This is a genomic window from Dyella jiangningensis, from assembly GCF_003264855.1.
GTDB classification, from domain to species: Bacteria; Pseudomonadota; Gammaproteobacteria; order Xanthomonadales; family Rhodanobacteraceae; genus Dyella; species Dyella jiangningensis_C.
Genome location: NZ_NFZS01000003.1, coordinates 87692 through 106246, shown reverse-complemented (window position 1 = coordinate 106246; position 18555 = coordinate 87692). Strand labels below are relative to the sequence as shown.

Below are 18555 nucleotides of genomic sequence, written 5' to 3'. Positions count from 1 at the left end.
CGACGCAGGATTACTGCGGGACCTTCAGCGGGGCGATGGTGTTCTTCAGCGTGGTGAAGTACGACTTGGTGTACGGCACCATCTGCTCGGCGTAGTTCCACCAGAAGAAGCCACCGATGAACTTCGGATCCTTGAACGAGTTGACCATCGGGTAGTACGTGGTGATCAGGTTGTTCTGCACCGACACCGGTGCGTTGATGCTCGAGGTGCCGATCTCGCCGAAGCCGACCTTGGCATTTGGGAACATGGCTTCAAGCGCGGCGAAGTCCGACGTCCAGTTCGGCGACAGGCCCGGGCAATCCTGGTAGGGGTAGTAGCTGAACAACGCGTAGTCGGTGTTCTGCAGCACGGTGCTGGACAGGAAGGTCGTCGGCCAGGTGCGCCAGTTGTCCGCGCTCTTCTCCCAGCAGTTGTTGCCCTTGTTGTCGTTGTTGTAATACAGCGTGACGGCGGTCTTGCCACCCGCGGCCTTCACGATATTGTGCGCAGCCGCCACCATCTGGCCGATGGCCTGCTCCTGGGAATTGACCTGCGCAGCCGTGCCGTTCGGGTTGGCACGCAGCCATTCGCCGTTGATCTCGTTGGCGACTTCCCACACGTCGACCGTACCCTTCAAGCCGTTGACCAGTTCCTTGGTGCGTGCGGTGTAGGTGTTGATGTCGGTCGGGAAGTAGTACGAATCCATGATCTCGCCCATCACGTAGGCGACGGTGTGCAGCTTGACCAGGGCGGGGTAGTACTGGGCAGCCGTCGTGCCCGGATCGAAAACGACACGGACGGTGGGCTTGTACGGCAGCTTGGTGAGCGAGGTGACGATCGCGTTGATGTTGGACACGTCGTCGAGCGTGACACCGTAGATCGGTGCCTTGATCGTGGCCGCCGCCTGCGCATTGGCATTCAGCGAGAGGGGTGCCGAAGCGGCATAAAGCGCGGTCGAAACAGCGACAGGAACAAGGAACTTCTTTGCAGCAATGGAGAACTTCTTCATTGATAAGTTTTTTTCGCGTACGTGGGCGATCCCTACCCGGAATTGGAATGAGTGGCGCGCATCAGGTGTTGGCGCCACGACATGACGGCGATGGCACCTTGAAAGTCGGTGGCATCGGGTTGTGTCGTGCTCCTCCGAGCACTGGTGAAGATCGTCCGTAGCACGGCCTCCCCTTCCCCTGTGCGCGAGGCAAGAGGTGGAGAGCGGAGAGCCGTTTGGGTAACCAGCGACGATGACGTACCACGCGGATGGTCGATGCGGGTTCGGCGAAAACAGGGACCGGACCGATCGGTACTGCCTTCCAGGGCAGGGGTGGATCTCGCGCACCCGGGAATGACGCACCGGGCTATCGCTGGCGGGGAGTGAGTCTAGCGAATCGATCTAAACGATGATCAAAATTTGGTTATATCTGTCGATTTTTTGTGATTGGAGTGTGTTTGATGCCGCGACAGCCTGTTTACCGAAGGCTTGACGCAAGCCAGCAGCCCGCGGCGTCATACGCTTGCGCATGTTCGGCGCTTCGCTCCATTGGGCGAAAATCGACGGTGAACACTTTGAAATACCCGGCCGTATGTCGTATTGAGACAGGCACGCGCCGGGCAGACCGGCGTGAAACCGCCCTTCATCAGTGTGAAAGGGCGTGCGATGAGACGAGCGCTCGCGTGCGCTTTTGCCACACGAAGTGACGCAAGGCGTCTCGCGCCTGTTGCGATAGGAGACTGCGAAGCGATGCCTACCGAAAAACAGCGGCAACTGACCGGCCAGTGCCTATGCGGCGCAGTTCGCTATGCCGTGCTCGATGCGTTCGTTTATGCGGCGAACTGCCATTGCTCCCAGTGCCGGCGCACGACGGGTTCGGCATTCAAGCCGTTCGCAGGCATCGAGCGCAGCAGGCTGTCGCTGGTGCACGGCGAAGGCGACGTGCTGCGCTTTGGCGATGAGCAGGGCCATGACGTGCATTGCGGGCAGTGTGGCTCACTGCTTTATTCGGTGGTTCGCGACGGCGAGTACGTCCACGTTGCCATGGGAACGCTGGTCGATGAGCCGTCCATACGACCGGACAAGCACATCTTCGTCGGATCGAAGGCCCCGTGGTTCACCATTGCCGACGGGCTGCCGCAATTCCAGGAACACGCGAGCTAGCTGGCCGCGCAAAGAAAACCCCGCGCTCGGCGGGGTTGTCTGGAATCAGGAGGGCGTGGCCTGCGACGATTGCAGGCGATGGCGATAAGCTGCTTCGGTTTCGCGGTACAGGCCGGACCACGGGTCCAGTACATAACCTTCGACAGGCTCGGCGGATGTGCGCAGGGTCTGCGCAAACTGCTCCTCGCTGGCAAACGGCGTATCCACGGTAGTGGGATCCATAGGCGCTCCTCGATTTTTGTCGCGGGGATTTCAGCGTATCGAGCCGCTTGTTCGGGGGCGGTTAAGTTCCTCGCGCGATCCGGGCAACGCAAAACTTATGCGCAGCACGGACGGACTGCGCATGTCCCTGGTCTTTCGTGCACGAGGCTGCATGCCATCGACCATCGATGCGGCATGGCCGAGTCTGCGCGCTATCGGTTTCCGTCATGCGACAATGCGCGTCCCACATCGCCATCACGCGCTGCGATGACTATCAGCAAAGACGCCTATCGTCAGTTTCAGGAAGAGCTGGCCGCACTCGACAAGGAACAGGCGCAGCGTCGCCAGCTAGCCAGGGAAACGCCGATGGAAAGTGCCCGGCGCGAATTTCTGGCGTTGCGAGATCGCTACGCGCTCAACGTGGCCGATGTCGTGGCGTTCTTTCCCGAGGAAGAAGGTGTCGCCTACCTGCAGGGCTTGATTGCGGCGGCCGAGGCGGCGCCTGCCGGTGTGCGCAAGCGTCGTACGAAACGCAAGGTCGAAGAGAACGACGACTGAGCGCGACGTGTGGGCCTGCGCAAAGCGCACCATGTGTGGCGATCCGTGACGCCTCGATAACGATCGTTTTGAGATACAGGTTGCAAACGCAATCAGGAGGCCGGACATGATCGAGCAGATCAGTGGATTGCCGCCGGGTGCGCTGGGTTTTCGCGCGAGCGGGCAGGTGACTGCGCAGGACTACGAGCGGGTGCTGGTTCCCGACGTCGAGGCCGCATTCGCGCTCAACCGCAAGCTTCGCCTGCTGTACCACGTGGGGCCCGACTTCACGGGCTTCGATCCCGGTGCGATGTGGGAAGATGCCATGCTGGGCTTCCGGCATTTCAGCGGCTGGGATAGGGTGGCGCTCGTAACCGACGTGCCATGGCTACGCGTCGCCGCGCTGGCCATGGGGTTCGCCGTGCCGGCGCAGTTCAAGCTTTTCAACAATATCGAGCTCGACGAAGCGACAACCTGGATCGGCGAGGCGCATTCCACGGATGAGGAAGGGAACAAATGAAACCTTTTCTCCCCCTTGCCACCGCGCCCGGCCTATGGTGAAGTCCTTGCCATGACCTCCATTCATGCCCGCACGATCGCCATGATCGCCGCCTCCGCGGTGGCGAACGAGCACCTGCGCGCGCTGAACAACAATAACGCCAACAACAATACCCGCATCGACGGGTGGGCCGGCGTGTAAGCAGCAAAGCTCGACATACACACGCAAAAAGGCCCGCTCACCGCGGGCCTTTTTGTTTTTCTGCTCCGCGAAAGACAACAAGGAAACCTACTCCCATGTGTTCGATCTTCGGCATGTTCGATCTCCAGCCTGGTGATGACCTCGCCGCCTTGCGCCAGCAGGCGCTGGAGCTTTCCCAACGCCAGCGCCATCGCGGGCCCGACTGGAGCGGCGTGTTCGTCGACGCCGGCGTGATCCTGGTGCATGAGCGCCTCGCCATCGTCGACCCGGCCAGCGGCGCGCAGCCGTTGCGTTCGCGCGATGGCGAACTGGCGCTGGCGGTGAACGGCGAGATCTACAACCATCGGGAATTGCGTGCGACCAGCGCTTACGACTTCACCACCGGCTCGGATTGCGAGGTGATCAACGCGCTGTATCGCGAGCAGTCGTCGCCCGCGGAATGGGTCGGGCGACTGAACGGCATTTTCGCCTTCGCCCTATGGGACAGTGAGAAGGGGCGCTACGTCATCGCGCGTGATCCGATCGGCGTCTGCCCGCTGTATTGGGGACACGACAGCGTGGGCCGCTTGTGCGTCGCTTCGGAAATGAAGGCACTTGTCGGCGTATGCCCCGACGTCGCGCCATTCCCCCCTGGACATGTCTACGACAGTGCCGATGGCGAACTGCGTCGGTATTACCGGAAGGATTGGCGGGATTACGCGCAGACCCAGGGGCACGACGTGGCGCCAGGCGAGTTGCGCGAGGCGTTCGAACAAGCCGTGCACCGGCAGCTGATGACCGATGTGCCGTATGGCGTGTTGTTGTCGGGTGGCCTGGACTCCTCGCTGGTCGCCGCGTGCGCTGCGCGATTCGCGCGTCGACGCGTGGAAGACAACGACCAGGCGGAGGCCTGGTGGCCACGCCTGCATTCCTTCGCCATCGGCCTCGAAGGCTCGCCCGATCTCGCCGCTGCCCAGGTGGCCGCCGATGCGCTGGGCACGGTGCACCACAGCTTCGTTTACACCTTCTGGGAAGGACTGGATGCGCTGCCGGAGGTCATCCGGCATATCGAGACCTACGACGTCACCACCATCCGCGCCTCCACGCCGATGTATCTGCTCGCGCGCCGCATCAAGGCCATGGGCGTGAAGATGGTGCTGTCGGGTGAAGGTTCGGACGAGATCTTCGGCGGCTATCTCTATTTCCACAAGGCGCCTTCGGCCGAGGCCTTCCATGAGGAAACCGTGCGCAAGCTCGATGCGCTGCACAGCTACGACTGCCTGCGCGCGAACAAGTCGATGATGGCCTGGGGTGTGGAGGCGCGGGTGCCGTTCCTCGACCTCGAATTTCTCGATGTAGCCATGGGCATGGATGCGCGGCACAAGATGGCCGGGCAGGGGCGTATCGAAAAGGCTGTGTTGCGCGAGGCGTTCCAGGGCGCGCTGCCCGACGAGATCCTGTGGCGGCAGAAGGAGCAGTTCAGCGATGGCGTCGGCTACGGATGGATCGACGGGCTGAAAGCGCACGCCGAACAGGCGGTGAGCGATCGCGAATTCGCGGCGGCAGCCACGCGCTACCCGCACAACACGCCGGCCACCAAGGAGGCGTATCTGTATCGCCGTATCTTCGAGAAGTTCTATCCGGGCCAGGCCTGCGCGGAAACGGTGCCAGGCGGCAAATCCATCGCGTGTTCGTCACCCGCCGCGCTGGCGTGGGACCCCACGTTCGCGGCGGCCGCCGATCCGTCGGGGCGCGCCGTGCGAGGGGTGCATCAGCAGGCTTTGGCCTGAACGCGATACCCGTCGGCTAACTGTAGGAGCGCACTCTGTGCGCGAAAAGCCTACGGAGCGGTGAAGCCTCAACTCTGCGTTGAGGCACAACCGCAAAGCTCGCAAGCTCTTCTGTAGGAGCGCACCCAGTGCGCGAGAAGCCTACGGAGCGGTGATGACACAGTCTGCGGTCGCGCACTGGGTGCGCTCCTACAGGAGGAAATAAGGGGTCGACGTCAGTGCAGGTTGTCGTGCACCAGCACACAGGCGTGGCGCTGGTCGAAGTCGAAGAAGAAATCCATGTCGCCGAGGGAGCCGCTGCCGAGGATGTAGTTCCAGGGCAGGTCTGCATCGCGGAACACGCCGAACGTCATCTGGATCGGTTGGCTCGAGACGATCACTTCCGCGGTCGCCTGGCTGACGCGGGCGGCGTGGGTGGCGCCCAGGTCGCGGATACGCATCCGGCGGTTGTAGATCGCCTTCACCTCATCCATCGCCGCCTGGTTGCCGTTGAGGTAGAAGGCGCTGCCGCTGTCCAGCAGGGTGATGCGCGGCGTGCCGTTGATGGAGAGGTTGGTGACCACGCGCACACTGCTGCCCCAGGCATTGGCGGACACCAGCAGCGGATCGTTGCAGGCGGGGCGCTGGCCGTCCTTGCCGTAGACGAACAACTCGCGCTCGGTCAGACGGAAAGCGCCAAGCCATCGAAGTACGTCCATGCCGATCAGGTGCCGCGAGGCGGGCACGATGTCGACCGGCACGTTTTCCAGCGTGATGTCGCCGATGCGCGCCTTTTCGAGAAAGCCATGCTCGGTCGGTATGTTCTTGGAGAACAGGCCACGTGCCCGCCCATCGATACCGACGGCGCGCACGCCCAATCGCTCGGCCGTGTCCTGATCCATGATCATCGCGCCGGCGCCCGTATCGAGCGTCATGCGCGCCGATTCGCCGTTGGCCGCTTCCAGTTTCACGGCGCCGCGTTGGTCGTACGACGCCTTCAGCAACGGCATGGAGAAATTGCCGTCGGGCTTGGTCAGGCGAAACGATGGGATGTCACGGCGCCCGTTCACGTAAGCGGTCATGCTGTCCAGCACTTTCGCGGGCGCGTGGCCTGTAAAGCGCCTGACGATGTCGAGCTCTTCGGCTTCCGCCGCCTTGTCGCCTTGGGCCAGGCGCAGGGCACCGTTGGCGAGGCGGGCGCAGTACATGGCAATGCCGGGCCGCTGTTTGATCAGCTCCTTTTCGCAGAGCCGCGCGTCCTCGATGGCCTTGTCCAGGTTGAACTGCACGCGCTCCAGCGCCGTGGCGGCTACGACGTGCGCGACGGGGTCGGGGTTGTGCTGGTAGATCTCCAGCAGCAGCGGCAGGTCGACCTTGACCAGCGCCTTGTTGATCGCGTCGGCGGCCTGGATGGCGTTCATCTGGGCCGGAGGCACATCGATGGCAATCGTGGAGGGCGCAGTCTGTTCATCCGCCGTCACGCCGGCGGCCGCCACCAGCATCATCAGCCCGAGTCCTGCCATCCACCGCGCCATCCCACCGCTTCCTTGCGTTTGAAGAGCGCGGAGTATAGGCAGGCCGCCATGTCGTTTTCTTGCGAGGCGCCTCGCGGCCCCTTGCGCCGGCGGGCCGCGCGGGCCTCCTGCCCGGGCCTTGCTCTGCTACCATGGAGGGCCGTTTTCCCATGATTTCCCATCCATGATCGAAACCAATCCGATCCTTGCGCAGATCGCGGACCTGAAGGGCCGCGTCGAGTCGCTTAGGGGGTATCTTTGACTACGCCACCAAGCGTGAGCGTCTCGAAGAAGTAAGCCGCGAACTGGAAAGCCCCACCGTGTGGGACGATCCGCCGCGCGCGCAGGAGCTGGGCCGCGAACGCGCCCGCCTGGACACCATCGTCAGCGGCATCGATTCGCTGACGGCCGGCCTCAATGACGCCGGCGAACTGCTGGACATGGCCGCCGCCGATGGCGACGAGGACACCGTCAACTCCGTGGTCGCCGATCTGGCCGGCCTTGAGGCCAAGGTGGCCAAGCTGGAATTCCAGCGCATGTTCTCCGGCAAGATGGACGCCAACAACGCGTTCGTGGACATCCAGGCCGGCGCCGGTGGCACCGAGGCGCAGGACTGGGCGGAAATCCTGCTGCGCATGTACCTGCGCTGGGCCGAGTCGCGTGGCTGGAAGACCGAGCTGCTGGAAGTCTCCGGCGGCGAAGTGGCCGGCATCAAGTCCGCCACCTTCCGCGTGGAAGGCGACTACGCCTATGGCTGGCTGAAGACCGAGATCGGCGTGCACCGCCTGGTGCGCAAGAGCCCGTTCGATTCGGACAACCGCCGCCACACCAGCTTCACCTCGGTGTTCGTGTCGCCGGAAGTCGATGACGACATCGACATCGACATCAACCCGGCCGACCTCAAGACCGACGTGTACCGCTCGTCCGGCGCCGGTGGTCAGCACGTCAACAAGACCGAATCGGCCGTGCGTATCACGCACATCCCGAGCGGCGTGGTGGTGGCCTGCCAGACCGAGCGCAGCCAGCATGCCAACCGCGATCGCGCGATGAAGATGCTGGCCGCCAAGCTGTACGAACTGGAGATCCAGAAGCGCAACGCCGAGAAGGATGCGCTGGAAGCTTCCAAGTCCGACATCGGCTGGGGCAGCCAGATCCGCAACTACGTACTGGACCAGAGCCGCATCAAGGACCTGCGCACCGGCATCGAGCGTTCGGACACGCAGAAGGTGCTCGACGGCGACCTGGACGAATTCGTCGAGGCCAGCCTGAAGTCGGGCCTGGACGCGGGCGCCAAGCGCGTGGACGCCTGATCGCCAACCATCGCATCTGCCAACGACGAGGCGGTACCGCATGAACAGCAGGAAGACTTTCCCGATTCTGGTTGCGTGTGCCGCCCTGTTCGCGTGGCAGGGCCTGGCCTGCGCGCAGGACAACGGCTCTGCCAGCCAGGGCATCAAGCAGGATGCAAAAACGGCGGGCAAGAAAGTGGGCGACGCCGGCCGCGATGTCGGGCACGCCACCAAGGATGCGGCTGTCACCGTGGGGCACGGTGCCCGGGATGCGGGCATAGCGGTCGGACACGGTGCCAGGGATGCTGGCGTAGCGGTCGGGCACGGCGCGCGTGATGGCTGGGACGCCACCAAGCACGCGGTGAAACGCGCCTTCGGCAAAGACGATTGACCGTTGGCGCTGCGGGCAACCGCCACTCCAATGACCCAATGACAAACATAGAGATGCGTCCGCCAGAAGGTGCGGGCGCCGGCAGCGACGGAAACCTCATGACTGAACCGACCGATATCCAGCCCATCGACGAGAACAAGCTGATCGCCGAGCGCCGCGAGAAACTCAAGGCGTTGCGCGGGCAGGGCGTGGCGTTTCCGAACGACTTCAAGATAGACGCGTTTGCAGGCGACCTGCAGGCCGAATTCGCCGATGCGGAAAAGTGGACGGCCGAAGCCATCGAGGCCCTTGGTCGCCGCGTGAAGGTGGCCGGACGCATCATCCTCAAGCGCGACCAGGGCAAGGTCGCCTTCGTGCAGATGCAGGATTTCAACGGCCGCATCCAGCTGTTCATCCACCAGGGCACGGTCGGCGAGGAGACCTACAAGGCGTTCAAGGGCTGGGACATGGGCGACATCGTCGGCGCCGAAGGCCTGCTGATGCGCACGCGCACCGGCGAACTGTCGGTGAAGGTGGAATCGCTGCGCCTGCTGACCAAGAGCCTGCGCCCGCTGCCGGACAAGCACCACGGCATGGCCGACGTGGAGCAGCGCTATCGCCAGCGCTACGTCGACCTGATCGTCACCGAGGAAGCGCGCCGCACCTTCGCGCTGCGCTCGAAGATCATCGGCCATATCCGCAAGTGGCTTGAAGCCGAGCCGCGCCGCTTCATGGAAGTGGAAACGCCGATGATGCACGTGATCCCGGGCGGCGCCACCGCGCGTCCGTTCATCACGCACCACAACGCGCTGGACATGGACCTCTACCTGCGCGTGGCGCCGGAGCTGTACCTCAAGCGCCTGGTGGTCGGCGGCTTCGATCGCGTGTACGAGATCAACCGCAATTTCCGCAACGAGGGCGTGTCCACGCGACACAACCCCGAATTCACCATGCTCGAGCTGTACCAGGCGTATGCCACGTACACCGAGATCATGGATCTCACCGAGGAAGTGATCCGCGACACCGCGAAGCACGTCATCGGTACCACCAAGCTCCAATGGGAAGGCAACGAGATCGACGTCGGCCCGGCGTTCCGCCGCTGGAGCATGGAAGACGCCGTGCTCGAGTTGAACCCTGAGATTCGTCGCGAAGAACTGCGCGATCGCGAGGCGATGGCCGCGCACGCCAGGCGCCTGGGTTGCCAGGTGAAGAACGAATTCGGCTGGGGCCGCCTGCTGCTGGAAATCTTCGAGAAGACCGTGGAGCACACGCTGATCCAGCCGACCTTCATCACCGACCATCCGGTGGAAGTGTCGCCGCTGGCGCGTGAGAGCGACACCAATCCCGGCATCACCGACCGCTTCGAGCTGTTCATCAACGCCAAGGAACTCGCCAACGGTTTCTCCGAGTTGAACGACCCGGAAGACCAGGCCGCGCGCTTCATGGCGCAGGTGGAAGCCAAGGCCTCCGGCGACGACGAGGCCATGCACTTCGATGCCGACTACATCCGCGCGCTGGAAGTGGGCCTGCCGCCGACGGGCGGCTTAGGGATAGGCATCGACCGTCTGGTGATGCTGCTGACCGGCTCGGTCTCGATTCGCGACGTACTGCTGTTCCCCTATATGCGCCCGGAGGCCTGATCATGTGGTTCGCCATCATTGGTACGGACGTGCCCGATTCGCTCGAAGCCCGTAAGGGCGCTCGCCCCGCGCATATCGCGCGGCTGCAGAAGCTGCTGGACGAAGGCCGCCTGATGCTGGCCGGTCCGTTCCCGGCGATCGAGGCGGAAGATCCGGGCCCGGCCGGTTTCACCGGCAGCCTGATCGTCGCCGAATTCCCGACGCAGGCCGACGCGGAAGCCTGGGCTCACGCCGACCCCTATGTCGCCGCCGGCGTCTACGCCAGCGTCGCCATCCAGCCGTTCCGCAAGGCGCTGCCGTAAGCCATGGGTGCACCCATCGCCGAACAGATCCGCGAGCGCCTGCAGCAGGCGCTCGATCCCGTGGCCCTGGACGTGCAGGACGAGGGCTACAAGCACGTCGGGCATGCCAACGAGGGAAAGGGGCATTTCCACGTGCGCATCGTCAGCGCGGCGTTTGCCGGCCAGCTGCCGATCAAGCGGCACCGGCTGGTGTACGCGGCCCTGCAGGGCCTGATGGACCAGGGCATCCACGCGCTGTCCATCGACGCCAAGGCGCCGGGCGAATAAGCCCGCGTCTTCGGCGCGCGACCGGGCCTTGCGACCGGTGGCGCTGGTGAATTTTCCGCCACAGGGGCCGCTCGCGCTCCCCGGGTTCCGTCGGTCCGGGAACCAGTGAGACGGGCGCCACGCATAAATTCTTTTGCAACATCGACTTACGGTTCGGTGTTAAAGTGAAACATCGAGCCAAAACGCATTGCGGCTGGGGCCTGCGTTTGGCACAGTGACCCATCGCCCGACCGCGTCGGGCTTCACCTATTTGGCTGCCGACGCCCGCATGCGCCTGACCACGATCAAACTCGCCGGTTTCAAGTCCTTCGTGGACCCGACCACCCTGCACCTGCCGACCAACATGACCGGCGTGGTGGGGCCCAATGGCTGCGGCAAATCCAACATCATCGATGCGATCCGCTGGGTGATGGGCGAGAGCGCGGCCAGTCGCCTGCGCGGTGATTCGCTCACCGACGTGATCTTCTCCGGCTCCAACGCGCGCAAGCCGGTGGGCCAGGCCACGGTCGAGCTGATCTTCGACAACTCCGACGGCACCATCCAGGGCGAGTACGGCCAGTACGCCGAGATCTCGGTGAAGCGCCAGGTGACGCGTGACGGGCAGTCGGCGTATTTCCTCAACGGCGCGCGCTGCCGCCGTCGCGACATCACCGACCTGTTCCTGGGCACGGGCCTTGGCCCGCGCAGCTACTCGATCATCGAGCAGGGCATGATCAGCCAGATCGTCGAGGCCGCGCCCGACGAACTGCGTACGCATCTGGAAGAGGCGGCCGGCATCTCCAAGTACAAGGAGCGCCGCAAGGAAACCGAGAGCCGCATCAAGTCCACCCGCGAGAACCTCGACCGCGTGCGCGACGTGCGCGACGAGGTGGACAAGCAGCTGGAACACCTGAATCGCCAGGCCCGCGCCGCCGAGCGCTGGAAGGCGCTGAAGGAAGAGCAGGTGCGCAAGGAAGCCGAGCTGCGCGCGCTCGAATACCGCGGTTTGAAGAGCCAGCACGACAACGAAGGCTCGGGCCTCAACGCGGCCGAGGTCGAGATCGAAAAGTTCGTCGCCATGCAGCGCCACCAGGAGGCGCAGATGGAGACGGTGCGCGAGCGCCACACCGAGGCCACCGAGCACCTGAACACGGTGCAGGCCGAGGTGTACAAGGTCGGCGCGGAGATCGCCCGCGTCGAGCAGCAGGTGCGCTTCAACCGCGAAACGGCCGACCGCCTGCAGCGCGCGCAAGGCGAAGCCGAGCGTGAACACGCCGAGCTGGCCGAACACATCGCCAACGACCGCACGCAAGTGGAAACGCTGCGCATGGCGCTGGCCGAAGGCGAGCCGAAGCTGGAGTCGCTGCAGCAGATGCAGGACGACACCGCCGAATCGCTGCGCGAAACCGAAACCAAGCTGGCCGACTGGCAGCAGCGCTGGGATGCGCACACGCGCACGGCGGGCGAATCCAGCCGCGCGGCCGAGGTGGAACGCACCAAGCTCAACTACCTCGATCGCCAGGCCATCGACCTGTCGCGTCGCCGCGAAGTGCTGGAAGCCGAGCAGAAGGCCACCGACATCGCCTCGCTCGATGCCGCCGCCGAGCAGTTGAACGAAGAGCACGACACGCAGCGCGAGCGCGTGGAATCGTTGGGCCAACTGCTCGACCAGCACAAGCTGGCCTATGAGAAGGTGATCGACGAGGAGCGCCAGGTACAGTCCTCGCTCAATGAAGCGCGCCAGCAATTGCAGACGGCACGCGGCCGCCAGGCTTCGCTGGAAGCGCTGCAGCATGCCGCGCTGGGTCAGGAAGAGAGCGCCGCCAGTGGCTGGCTGGCACGTCTTGGGCTGGACAAGTCGCGTCGCCTCGGCGAATCGCTGCAGGTGGAAGCGGGTTGGGAAACTGCCGTGGAAACCGTGCTCGCCGGTTATCTCGACGCCGTGCTGGTGGATGACGCCCACGGTCTTGCCGCCGAATTCGCTTCGCTGGAAAACGCCGACGTGGCGCTGGTCGACGGCGCCGAAGGCGGCGCCAACACGGCCGGCACGCTGGCCGCGCACGTGCGCGGCCCGGCCGCGGCGATCTCGATCCTCAGCCACGTGCTGACGGCCGAATCGATCGAGCACGCACACCAGATCGTGGCCGGCCTGTCGGCGCTGGCGCCGTATCAGTCGGTGATGACGCGCGCCGGCGAATGGATTGGCCCGGGCTGGGCCCGCGTGCGTCGCGCGCAGGGCAACCAGGTGGGCGTGTTGGCGCGCGAGCGCGAGATGCGCACGCTGGGCGAGCAGATCCTCGCGCTGGAAGAGCGCATCGAGGAAGCCACCAACACGCTGGACGACCTGCGCACGCGCAAGTTCGAAGCCGAGCGCGCGCGCGACGACGCGCAGCGCGAGCTTTACAACGCGCATCGCCGCCAGTCCGAACTGGCCGGCCAACTGCAGAGCCATCGCGGCAAGATGGAAACCGCACGTGCCCGCTCGGAAAAGGTCGCCGGCGAAATCAGCGACCTGATCACCCAGCTGGACGAACTGCAGACGCAGACGCGCGATGCGCGTGCGCGCCTGGACGAATCCGTCGGCCACATGGGCGACCTGGAAGACGAGCGCCGCGAGCTGGAAAACGAGCGCCGCGCGCTGCTGGAAGCGCGCGAAGAAGCGCGCATGAATGCCCGCGAGGCGGCGGACCAGGCGCATGCGCTGGCCTTGTCGATGGAGTCGAAGCGTTCCTCGCTTTCGTCGCTGGAGCAGGCGCTGGCACGCATGGAAACGCAGCTGCGCCAGATCGAGGCGCGCCGCAGCGAAATCGCCGAGCAGCTCGCCGCCGGCTCCGATCCCATTGCGGAGCTGGAAGCCGAGCGCCAGACCTATCTCGACCAGCGCCTGCTGGTGGACAAGCAGCTCGTCGACGCGCGTCGCGGACTGGAGGATTGCGACAGTGAATTCCGTCGCCTGGAGCAGGAGCGCCAGCGCATCGAGCAGGTGCTCAACGGCCTGCGCGAAAACCTCTCGCAGAAGCGTCTCGCGGCGCAGGCATTGCAGTTGCGTGCCGAGCAGCTTGCCGAAGCCATCACGGCTTCGGGCCTTGAACTCGAACCGCTGCTCGCGGAACTCGCCGAAGACGCCGATGCCAGCCAGTGGCGCACGCAGCTCACCGACATCGGCCAGAAGATCACGCGCCTGGAGCCAGTCAATCTCGCCGCGATCCAGGAGCACGCCGAGCAGAGCGAGCGCAAGACCTATCTCGACAACCAGCTGACCGACCTGACCAGCGCGATGGAAACGCTGGAGGCAGCGATCAAGAAGATCGACCGCGAGACGCGCCAGCGTTTCAAGGAAACCTTCGACCGCGTGAATGCCGGCGTGCAGGAGTTGTTCCCGCGTCTGTTCGGCGGTGGCCACGCCTACCTCGAACTTACCGGCGACGACCTGCTCGACACCGGCGTGGCGATCATGGCGCGCCCACCGGGCAAGCGTGTTTCCAACATCACGCTGCTTTCGGGCGGCGAGAAGGCGTTGACCGCCGTATCGCTGGTGTTCGCGATTTTCGGTCTCAACCCCGCGCCGTTCTGTTTGCTGGACGAGGTGGACGCGCCGCTCGACGAAGCGAACGTCGGCCGCTTCTCCAACATGGTGAAGGAGATGAGCGAGAAGGTGCAGTTCATTTTCGTCAGCCACAACAAGGCAACGATGGAAGCCGCATCGCAGCTGTGCGGCGTGACCATGCGCGAGGCCGGCGTGTCGCGACTGGTGCAGGTGGATCTGGCAGAAGCCGCTAAACTTGCGGGCGCAGCCTGAGGAATTCGATATGACTGTACAACCCGTGCTCGCCTTCGCGTGGAATCCCGCCGTGGGCATTCCGATGCTGATCGTCGGCCTGATCGTGCTCGCCCTGATCTGGTTGTTCGGCCAGCCGAAGAAGGAGCAGGGCAGGCGGCGCTTCGTGCCCGGCGCGTCGGGCGAGCGCCGTGAACCGACGTTCGGCGAGGAAGGCGAGGTTGCGGACGAACCCTCGTTCAGCGCTCGCGATGATTTCCCGCTGGATTCGCGTGATCACTCGCCGATGCAGGGTGAGCTGGACATGGGCTTGCGCGAAGAGCTCGAACGTCTTGGCGCCACGCTGGCTGGCGGCAAGGACAAGCTGGAACCGGCGCCGATCGCCAAGCCGCAGGGCATGGCAGCCTCCATCATCGATGCGCTGCGTGCTCCGCCCGAGCAGTTCGAGCAGAACCTCGTCCACGGACATCCCGAGGCTGCACCGCTGCCGCATGCGGCAGCCCCGGAACCTGCACCCGTGACCGCTGCCGCGGCGGCTCCTGCAGCCGAGCCCGTGGCGCCGCGCGTGCCCCCGCGTTCCGACGTGGGCCGTCGTCCGGAACGCTTGCCGGTCGAGCGCATCGTCACCCTCTTCGTGGTGGCGCGCGAAGGCAGCGTGTTCCACGGCGCCGACCTGATCGTGGCAGCGGAGAAGGCCGGGCTGGAATTCGGCGACATGGGCATCTACCACCGCCTGGTCGACGGCAAGCGCGAACAGGGCCCGATCTTCAGCGTGGCCAACATGCTCAAGCCGGGCAATTTCGACCTGACCCGACTGGACGCGCTGCGCACGCCGGGCCTCAGCTTCTTCATGACCTTGCCGGCGCCGATTCCGGCGCTGGACGCCTGGGACACCATGCTGCCCACCGCGCAGCGACTGGCCGAGTTGCTGGATGGCCAGGTGCTCGACGAGGAGCGCAATGCGCTGGGTCGCCAGCGCATCGCGCATATCCGCGATGAGCTGCGCGGCTGGGACCGTGATCACGAAGGGAAGGAAATCACCTTCGGGCGGTAAAGCGCTTCTTGTAGAGCACTGGTGGCCTGCGACAGGCTCCGGGCGATTCGGTAGTTTGATCGCGCACTGGGTGCGCTCCTACAAAGAGCGGAGCGCCCTGTAGGAGCGCACCCAGTGCGCGATCCAATCCCGACGCAACGCCGAGATGAGTCGTCAGCCAAAGACGCCTCTTCAGCCGGCGAGGATTTGTGCCTTCCTGTGGGAGCGCACCCTGTGCGCGACCGTCCGTCGAGGTCAGACCTCAGGGCTCGATGTAACGGGCCGTCGCGCACAGGGTGCGCTCCCAGAGAAGGGAGAGGCTGCCCAAGGCATGCCCCACGGCGCCCAAATACGCCCCTTCGCAGGTTAGAGTGACACCCCAAGGAGGGGAGCATGGCCTGGACATCGCTGCGTCACCTTGCCTGGCTGGGACTCGTGGCGCTGGCCGCCTGTACCCATTCGGACCTGCGTCCCGATTATCCACGCACGCCCAGCACCGTGCTGCCGGTGCAGGCCGATGCACCGCTGGTCGCGTATGCGGCCCGCATGACTGCGGAGCACGGCACGGATTCCGGCGTCCGGCTGATCAGCGATTCCGGCGATGCGTTGCTCGCTCGCATCGCGCTGGCCGATAGGGCCAAGCATTCGCTCGACATCCAGTACTACATGTTCCACAGCGATGCGACCGGCGAACTGCTGGCGCAACGCCTGCTCGCCGCGGCCGATCGCGGCGTGCGTGTGCGCCTGCTGCTCGACGACCTGCATGTGGCCGGCAACGACGATGTGCTGCGGGCGCTGGATGGCCATCGCAACATCGAGATCCGGCTGTTCAATCCGTTTCTCGAACGCAACGCCTCGTTGTGGGGCATGGGCAAGCAGTTCGCCGGGGATTTCTCGCGGCTCAATCGGCGCATGCACAACAAGGCGTATATCGCCGACGGCGCCATGGCGATCGTGGGCGGCCGCAATATCGGGGACGAGTACTTCGACGCCAATGACAACGTGAACTTCCGCGACCTCGACGTGCTTGTCGTCGGGCCGGTGGTGGCCGAGGTCGGGCAGGCGTTCGATCGTTATTGGAACAGTCCGCAGTCGTTCCCCATCGGCGCCTTTCATCGACACCAGCCCGCGCCGGAAGAACTGCAGGAATTGCGCAAGTCCATGGCTGCGCACGCCCGTACCTTCAGCCAGGGCAGTTATGCGCAGAACCTCGTGGCGCGCGTCGGCGATCTCGCCCGCGAGACGCCGGCCAAGGAATGGGCATGGGGGCAGGCCAGCTATCTGGCGGACGATCCGGAGAAGGGCGATCCCGTCGCCAACAACCAGGATCTGCACATGGCGCCGGCCATTCGTGCGTGGCTGGATGGAGCGACGCAGCGGCTCACCCTGATCTCGCCATACTTCGTGCCTGGAAAGCGGGGCGTGGACTATCTGCAGGGCATGCGCGAGCGCGGCGTGGCGGTGGAGGTGCTCACCAACTCGCTGGCATCCACCGATGCGGGCAACGTCTACGTCGCTTATGCCGCGTATCGCCCGCCCTTGCTGAAGGCCGGTGTGAAGCTTTACGAACTGAAACCGGACGCCCGCCGGGGACGCGGCGGAAGCCACTTCTTCGGCTCGTCCAGCGGGAGCAACAGCCTGCACGCCAAGGCTTTCGTGGTGGACGAGCAGCATGCTTTCGTGGGTTCGATGAATCTCGATCCGCGTTCGTTCGACATCAATACCGAAGACGGCGTGATCGTCCACTCGGCGGCACTGGCCAAGGCGCTGTTGTCGATCTTCGCCGATGCCACCAAGCCGGAGCACAGCTATCACGTGCTGCTCGATGCGAACGGCGGCGTGTACTGGGAAGGCAAGCAGGCGAACGGCGAAATGATCCGCTACGACCATTCGCCGGAGACCAGCTGGTGGCGGCGCTTCAAGGTGAATGTCGGCGGTTTGCTGCCGATCGAGGGACTGCTTTAGCCGTCCAGGCGCAACTGACGGCGACGGAGGATATCCCGTCGCCGACTGTTTACCGTGCTTCGCCTGCGTGACCGTCCAGGAATTGGCCTACCAGCCGCGCCACTTCGTCCGGCTGGTCGAGCGTGGCGAAATGAGTCGAATCGAGGATATGTACCTCCGCCTGGGGCGCGTCGCGTCGATAGGCCACCGCGCCGGGCGTGGTGAAGAACTGATCCCGCTTGCCCCACAACACCAGCACCGGCACGTGGAGACCGCGCAGTAGCGCCTGCCAATGCGGATAGCGCTCCACGTTGGAGCCGTAGTCGAACCATAGGTCGTTGCGCGCGTCGATCACGCCAGGGCGTTGTTCCGCGGCGATCATCTGCAGCATGGCGTCGGGGCCCATGTGGTCCTCGTCCTCCCAGCGGCCGGCCTGCGGGTAGCCGAGCGAGCGCGCATACGCCGCACGACGCGCGTCCACGGTTTCATTGCGTGAATCCCAATGACGTCGCAGTTCGCCCTGCGGATCCTGTGCAGAAGGAAAGCCGTCCAGATGGATGACGCCGTTCTGCACGATGATGGAGGTGATCGCCGAGGGCTGGCGATCGATCAGGCGGAACCCGATGGGCACGCCGTAGTCCTGCATATACAGGCCGTAGCGATGGATGCCGCGGGCGGCGAGGAATGCGGAGACGGTATCGGCGAGATGATCGAAGGTGTAGCGATAGACCTCGCGGCCAGGCGTATCGGAGTAACCGAACGAAGGATAGTCGACCGCGATCACGTGAACACGCCGCGTTGCGACAAGGTCTTCCATGACCTTCGCGTACATCAAGGATGACAACGGATTGCCATGCAGGAAGACCAGGGTGGGGTCCGAGGGGTTGCCTCCCTCGCGGTAGAAGAGATGCAAGCCGTCCACCACTTGCCAGCCCTCATGCAGTCCATCGGCGCGTGCCGGGGACGTGACCATGGCGAGCAGCAGCGAGGTGAGCAGGATCAACACGGATTTCATGGATGCTCCGGTGGCAAGGCTGGTTATGGGCGTGAAGCCGCGCCCCTTTTCCGGCGCGACGGAATGGATGAAGATCGCCCGGGCGGCGTGGCGAGTCGTTTCCGATC

At 64.6% G+C, this 18555-nt stretch carries 17 protein-coding genes; 13 read left to right on the top strand and 4 right to left on the bottom strand.

Features of this window, described 5'->3' with window-relative positions; translation table 11 throughout:
• Positions 1 to 10 precede the first annotated feature (10 nt).
• Positions 11 to 988, bottom strand: a complete 978-nt coding sequence (locus CA260_RS12250) for a hypothetical protein (RefSeq protein ID WP_202864092.1) — start codon at positions 986 to 988, stop codon at positions 11 to 13.
• Between the two features lie 729 nt (positions 989 to 1717).
• Between CA260_RS12250 and CA260_RS12245 the strand changes: the two genes are divergently transcribed.
• Positions 1718 to 2131 (top strand): GFA family protein, encoded by a 414-nt coding sequence (locus CA260_RS12245; protein ID WP_111983368.1) that lies wholly within the window; start codon positions 1718 to 1720, stop codon positions 2129 to 2131.
• A 45-nt stretch (positions 2132 to 2176) separates the two neighbouring features.
• Here the strand turns inward: CA260_RS12245 and CA260_RS21175 are convergent, their stop codons facing one another.
• On the bottom strand, positions 2177 to 2353 hold the full coding sequence (locus CA260_RS21175) for a hypothetical protein (RefSeq protein ID WP_172461828.1): 177 nt from the start codon (positions 2351 to 2353) through the stop codon (positions 2177 to 2179).
• Between the two features lie 174 nt (positions 2354 to 2527).
• Here CA260_RS21175 and CA260_RS12240 point away from each other — a divergent pair, with 174 nt between their 5' ends.
• The 4 genes from CA260_RS12240 to asnB all read left to right on the top strand — a co-directional run bounded on the left by CA260_RS12240 (position 2528) and on the right by asnB (position 5338).
• Entirely contained in the window at positions 2528 to 2890 is a 363-nt protein-coding gene (locus CA260_RS12240) for a 2-hydroxyacyl-CoA dehydratase (RefSeq protein ID WP_238149745.1), read from the top strand.
• A 106-nt stretch (positions 2891 to 2996) separates the two neighbouring features.
• Positions 2997 to 3389 carry an STAS/SEC14 domain-containing protein gene (locus CA260_RS12235; RefSeq protein ID WP_111983366.1) on the top strand — a complete coding sequence of 131 codons (393 nt, stop codon included), beginning with the start codon at positions 2997 to 2999 and terminating at the stop codon, positions 3387 to 3389.
• A gap of 51 nt (positions 3390 to 3440) precedes the next feature.
• Positions 3441 to 3569 (top strand): hypothetical protein, encoded by a 129-nt coding sequence (locus CA260_RS21445; RefSeq protein WP_272946569.1) that lies wholly within the window; start codon positions 3441 to 3443, stop codon positions 3567 to 3569.
• A 95-nt stretch (positions 3570 to 3664) separates the two neighbouring features.
• Entirely contained in the window at positions 3665 to 5338 is a 1674-nt protein-coding gene (gene asnB / locus CA260_RS12230; RefSeq protein ID WP_111983365.1) for an asparagine synthase B, read from the top strand.
• A gap of 215 nt (positions 5339 to 5553) precedes the next feature.
• On the opposite strand, the gene CA260_RS12225 is transcribed toward asnB, so the two are convergent.
• Positions 5554 to 6840 carry a retropepsin-like aspartic protease gene (locus CA260_RS12225; protein ID WP_238149744.1) on the bottom strand — a complete coding sequence of 429 codons (1287 nt, stop codon included), beginning with the start codon at positions 6838 to 6840 and terminating at the stop codon, positions 5554 to 5556.
• Between the two features lie 175 nt (positions 6841 to 7015).
• On the opposite strand from CA260_RS12225, the gene prfB reads away from it, so the two are divergent.
• The 8 genes from prfB (at position 7016) to CA260_RS12185 (ending at position 17454) form a co-directional block, all read left to right on the top strand.
• Positions 7016 to 8141, top strand: a protein-coding gene (gene prfB / locus CA260_RS12220; protein ID WP_111983364.1) for a peptide chain release factor 2 whose coding sequence is annotated in 2 segments (ribosomal slippage) — positions 7016 to 7090 and positions 7092 to 8141 — 1125 coding nt in all. Because the reading frame shifts where the segments join, the coding sequence is not laid out codon by codon here.
• A gap of 40 nt (positions 8142 to 8181) precedes the next feature.
• Complete coding sequence (locus CA260_RS12215) at positions 8182 to 8511, top strand: hypothetical protein (RefSeq protein WP_111983363.1); 330 nt, start codon at positions 8182 to 8184, stop codon at positions 8509 to 8511.
• A 98-nt stretch (positions 8512 to 8609) separates the two neighbouring features.
• On the top strand, positions 8610 to 10130 hold the full coding sequence (gene lysS / locus CA260_RS12210) for a lysine--tRNA ligase (RefSeq protein WP_111983440.1): 1521 nt from the start codon (positions 8610 to 8612) through the stop codon (positions 10128 to 10130).
• A gap of 2 nt (positions 10131 to 10132) precedes the next feature.
• Positions 10133 to 10432 (top strand): YciI family protein, encoded by a 300-nt coding sequence (locus tag CA260_RS12205; RefSeq protein ID WP_111983362.1) that lies wholly within the window; start codon positions 10133 to 10135, stop codon positions 10430 to 10432.
• Positions 10433 to 10435: 3 nt separating this feature from the next.
• Positions 10436 to 10699 carry a BolA family protein gene (locus CA260_RS12200; RefSeq protein WP_111983361.1) on the top strand — a complete coding sequence of 88 codons (264 nt, stop codon included), beginning with the start codon at positions 10436 to 10438 and terminating at the stop codon, positions 10697 to 10699.
• Positions 10700 to 10967: 268 nt separating this feature from the next.
• Positions 10968 to 14477 (top strand): chromosome segregation protein SMC, encoded by a 3510-nt coding sequence (gene smc, locus CA260_RS12195; protein WP_111983439.1) that lies wholly within the window; start codon positions 10968 to 10970, stop codon positions 14475 to 14477.
• Between the two features lie 10 nt (positions 14478 to 14487).
• Entirely contained in the window at positions 14488 to 15510 is a 1023-nt protein-coding gene (gene zipA, locus CA260_RS12190; protein WP_111983360.1) for a cell division protein ZipA, read from the top strand.
• A 372-nt stretch (positions 15511 to 15882) separates the two neighbouring features.
• Positions 15883 to 17454, top strand: a complete 1572-nt coding sequence (locus CA260_RS12185) for a phospholipase D family protein (RefSeq protein WP_111983359.1) — start codon at positions 15883 to 15885, stop codon at positions 17452 to 17454.
• 49 nt (positions 17455 to 17503) lie between these two features.
• Here CA260_RS12185 and CA260_RS12180 read toward each other — a convergent pair whose 3' ends face one another.
• On the bottom strand, positions 17504 to 18448 hold the full coding sequence (locus CA260_RS12180) for an alpha/beta fold hydrolase (protein ID WP_111983358.1): 945 nt from the start codon (positions 18446 to 18448) through the stop codon (positions 17504 to 17506).
• Between the last annotated feature and the right edge of the window lie 107 nt (positions 18449 to 18555).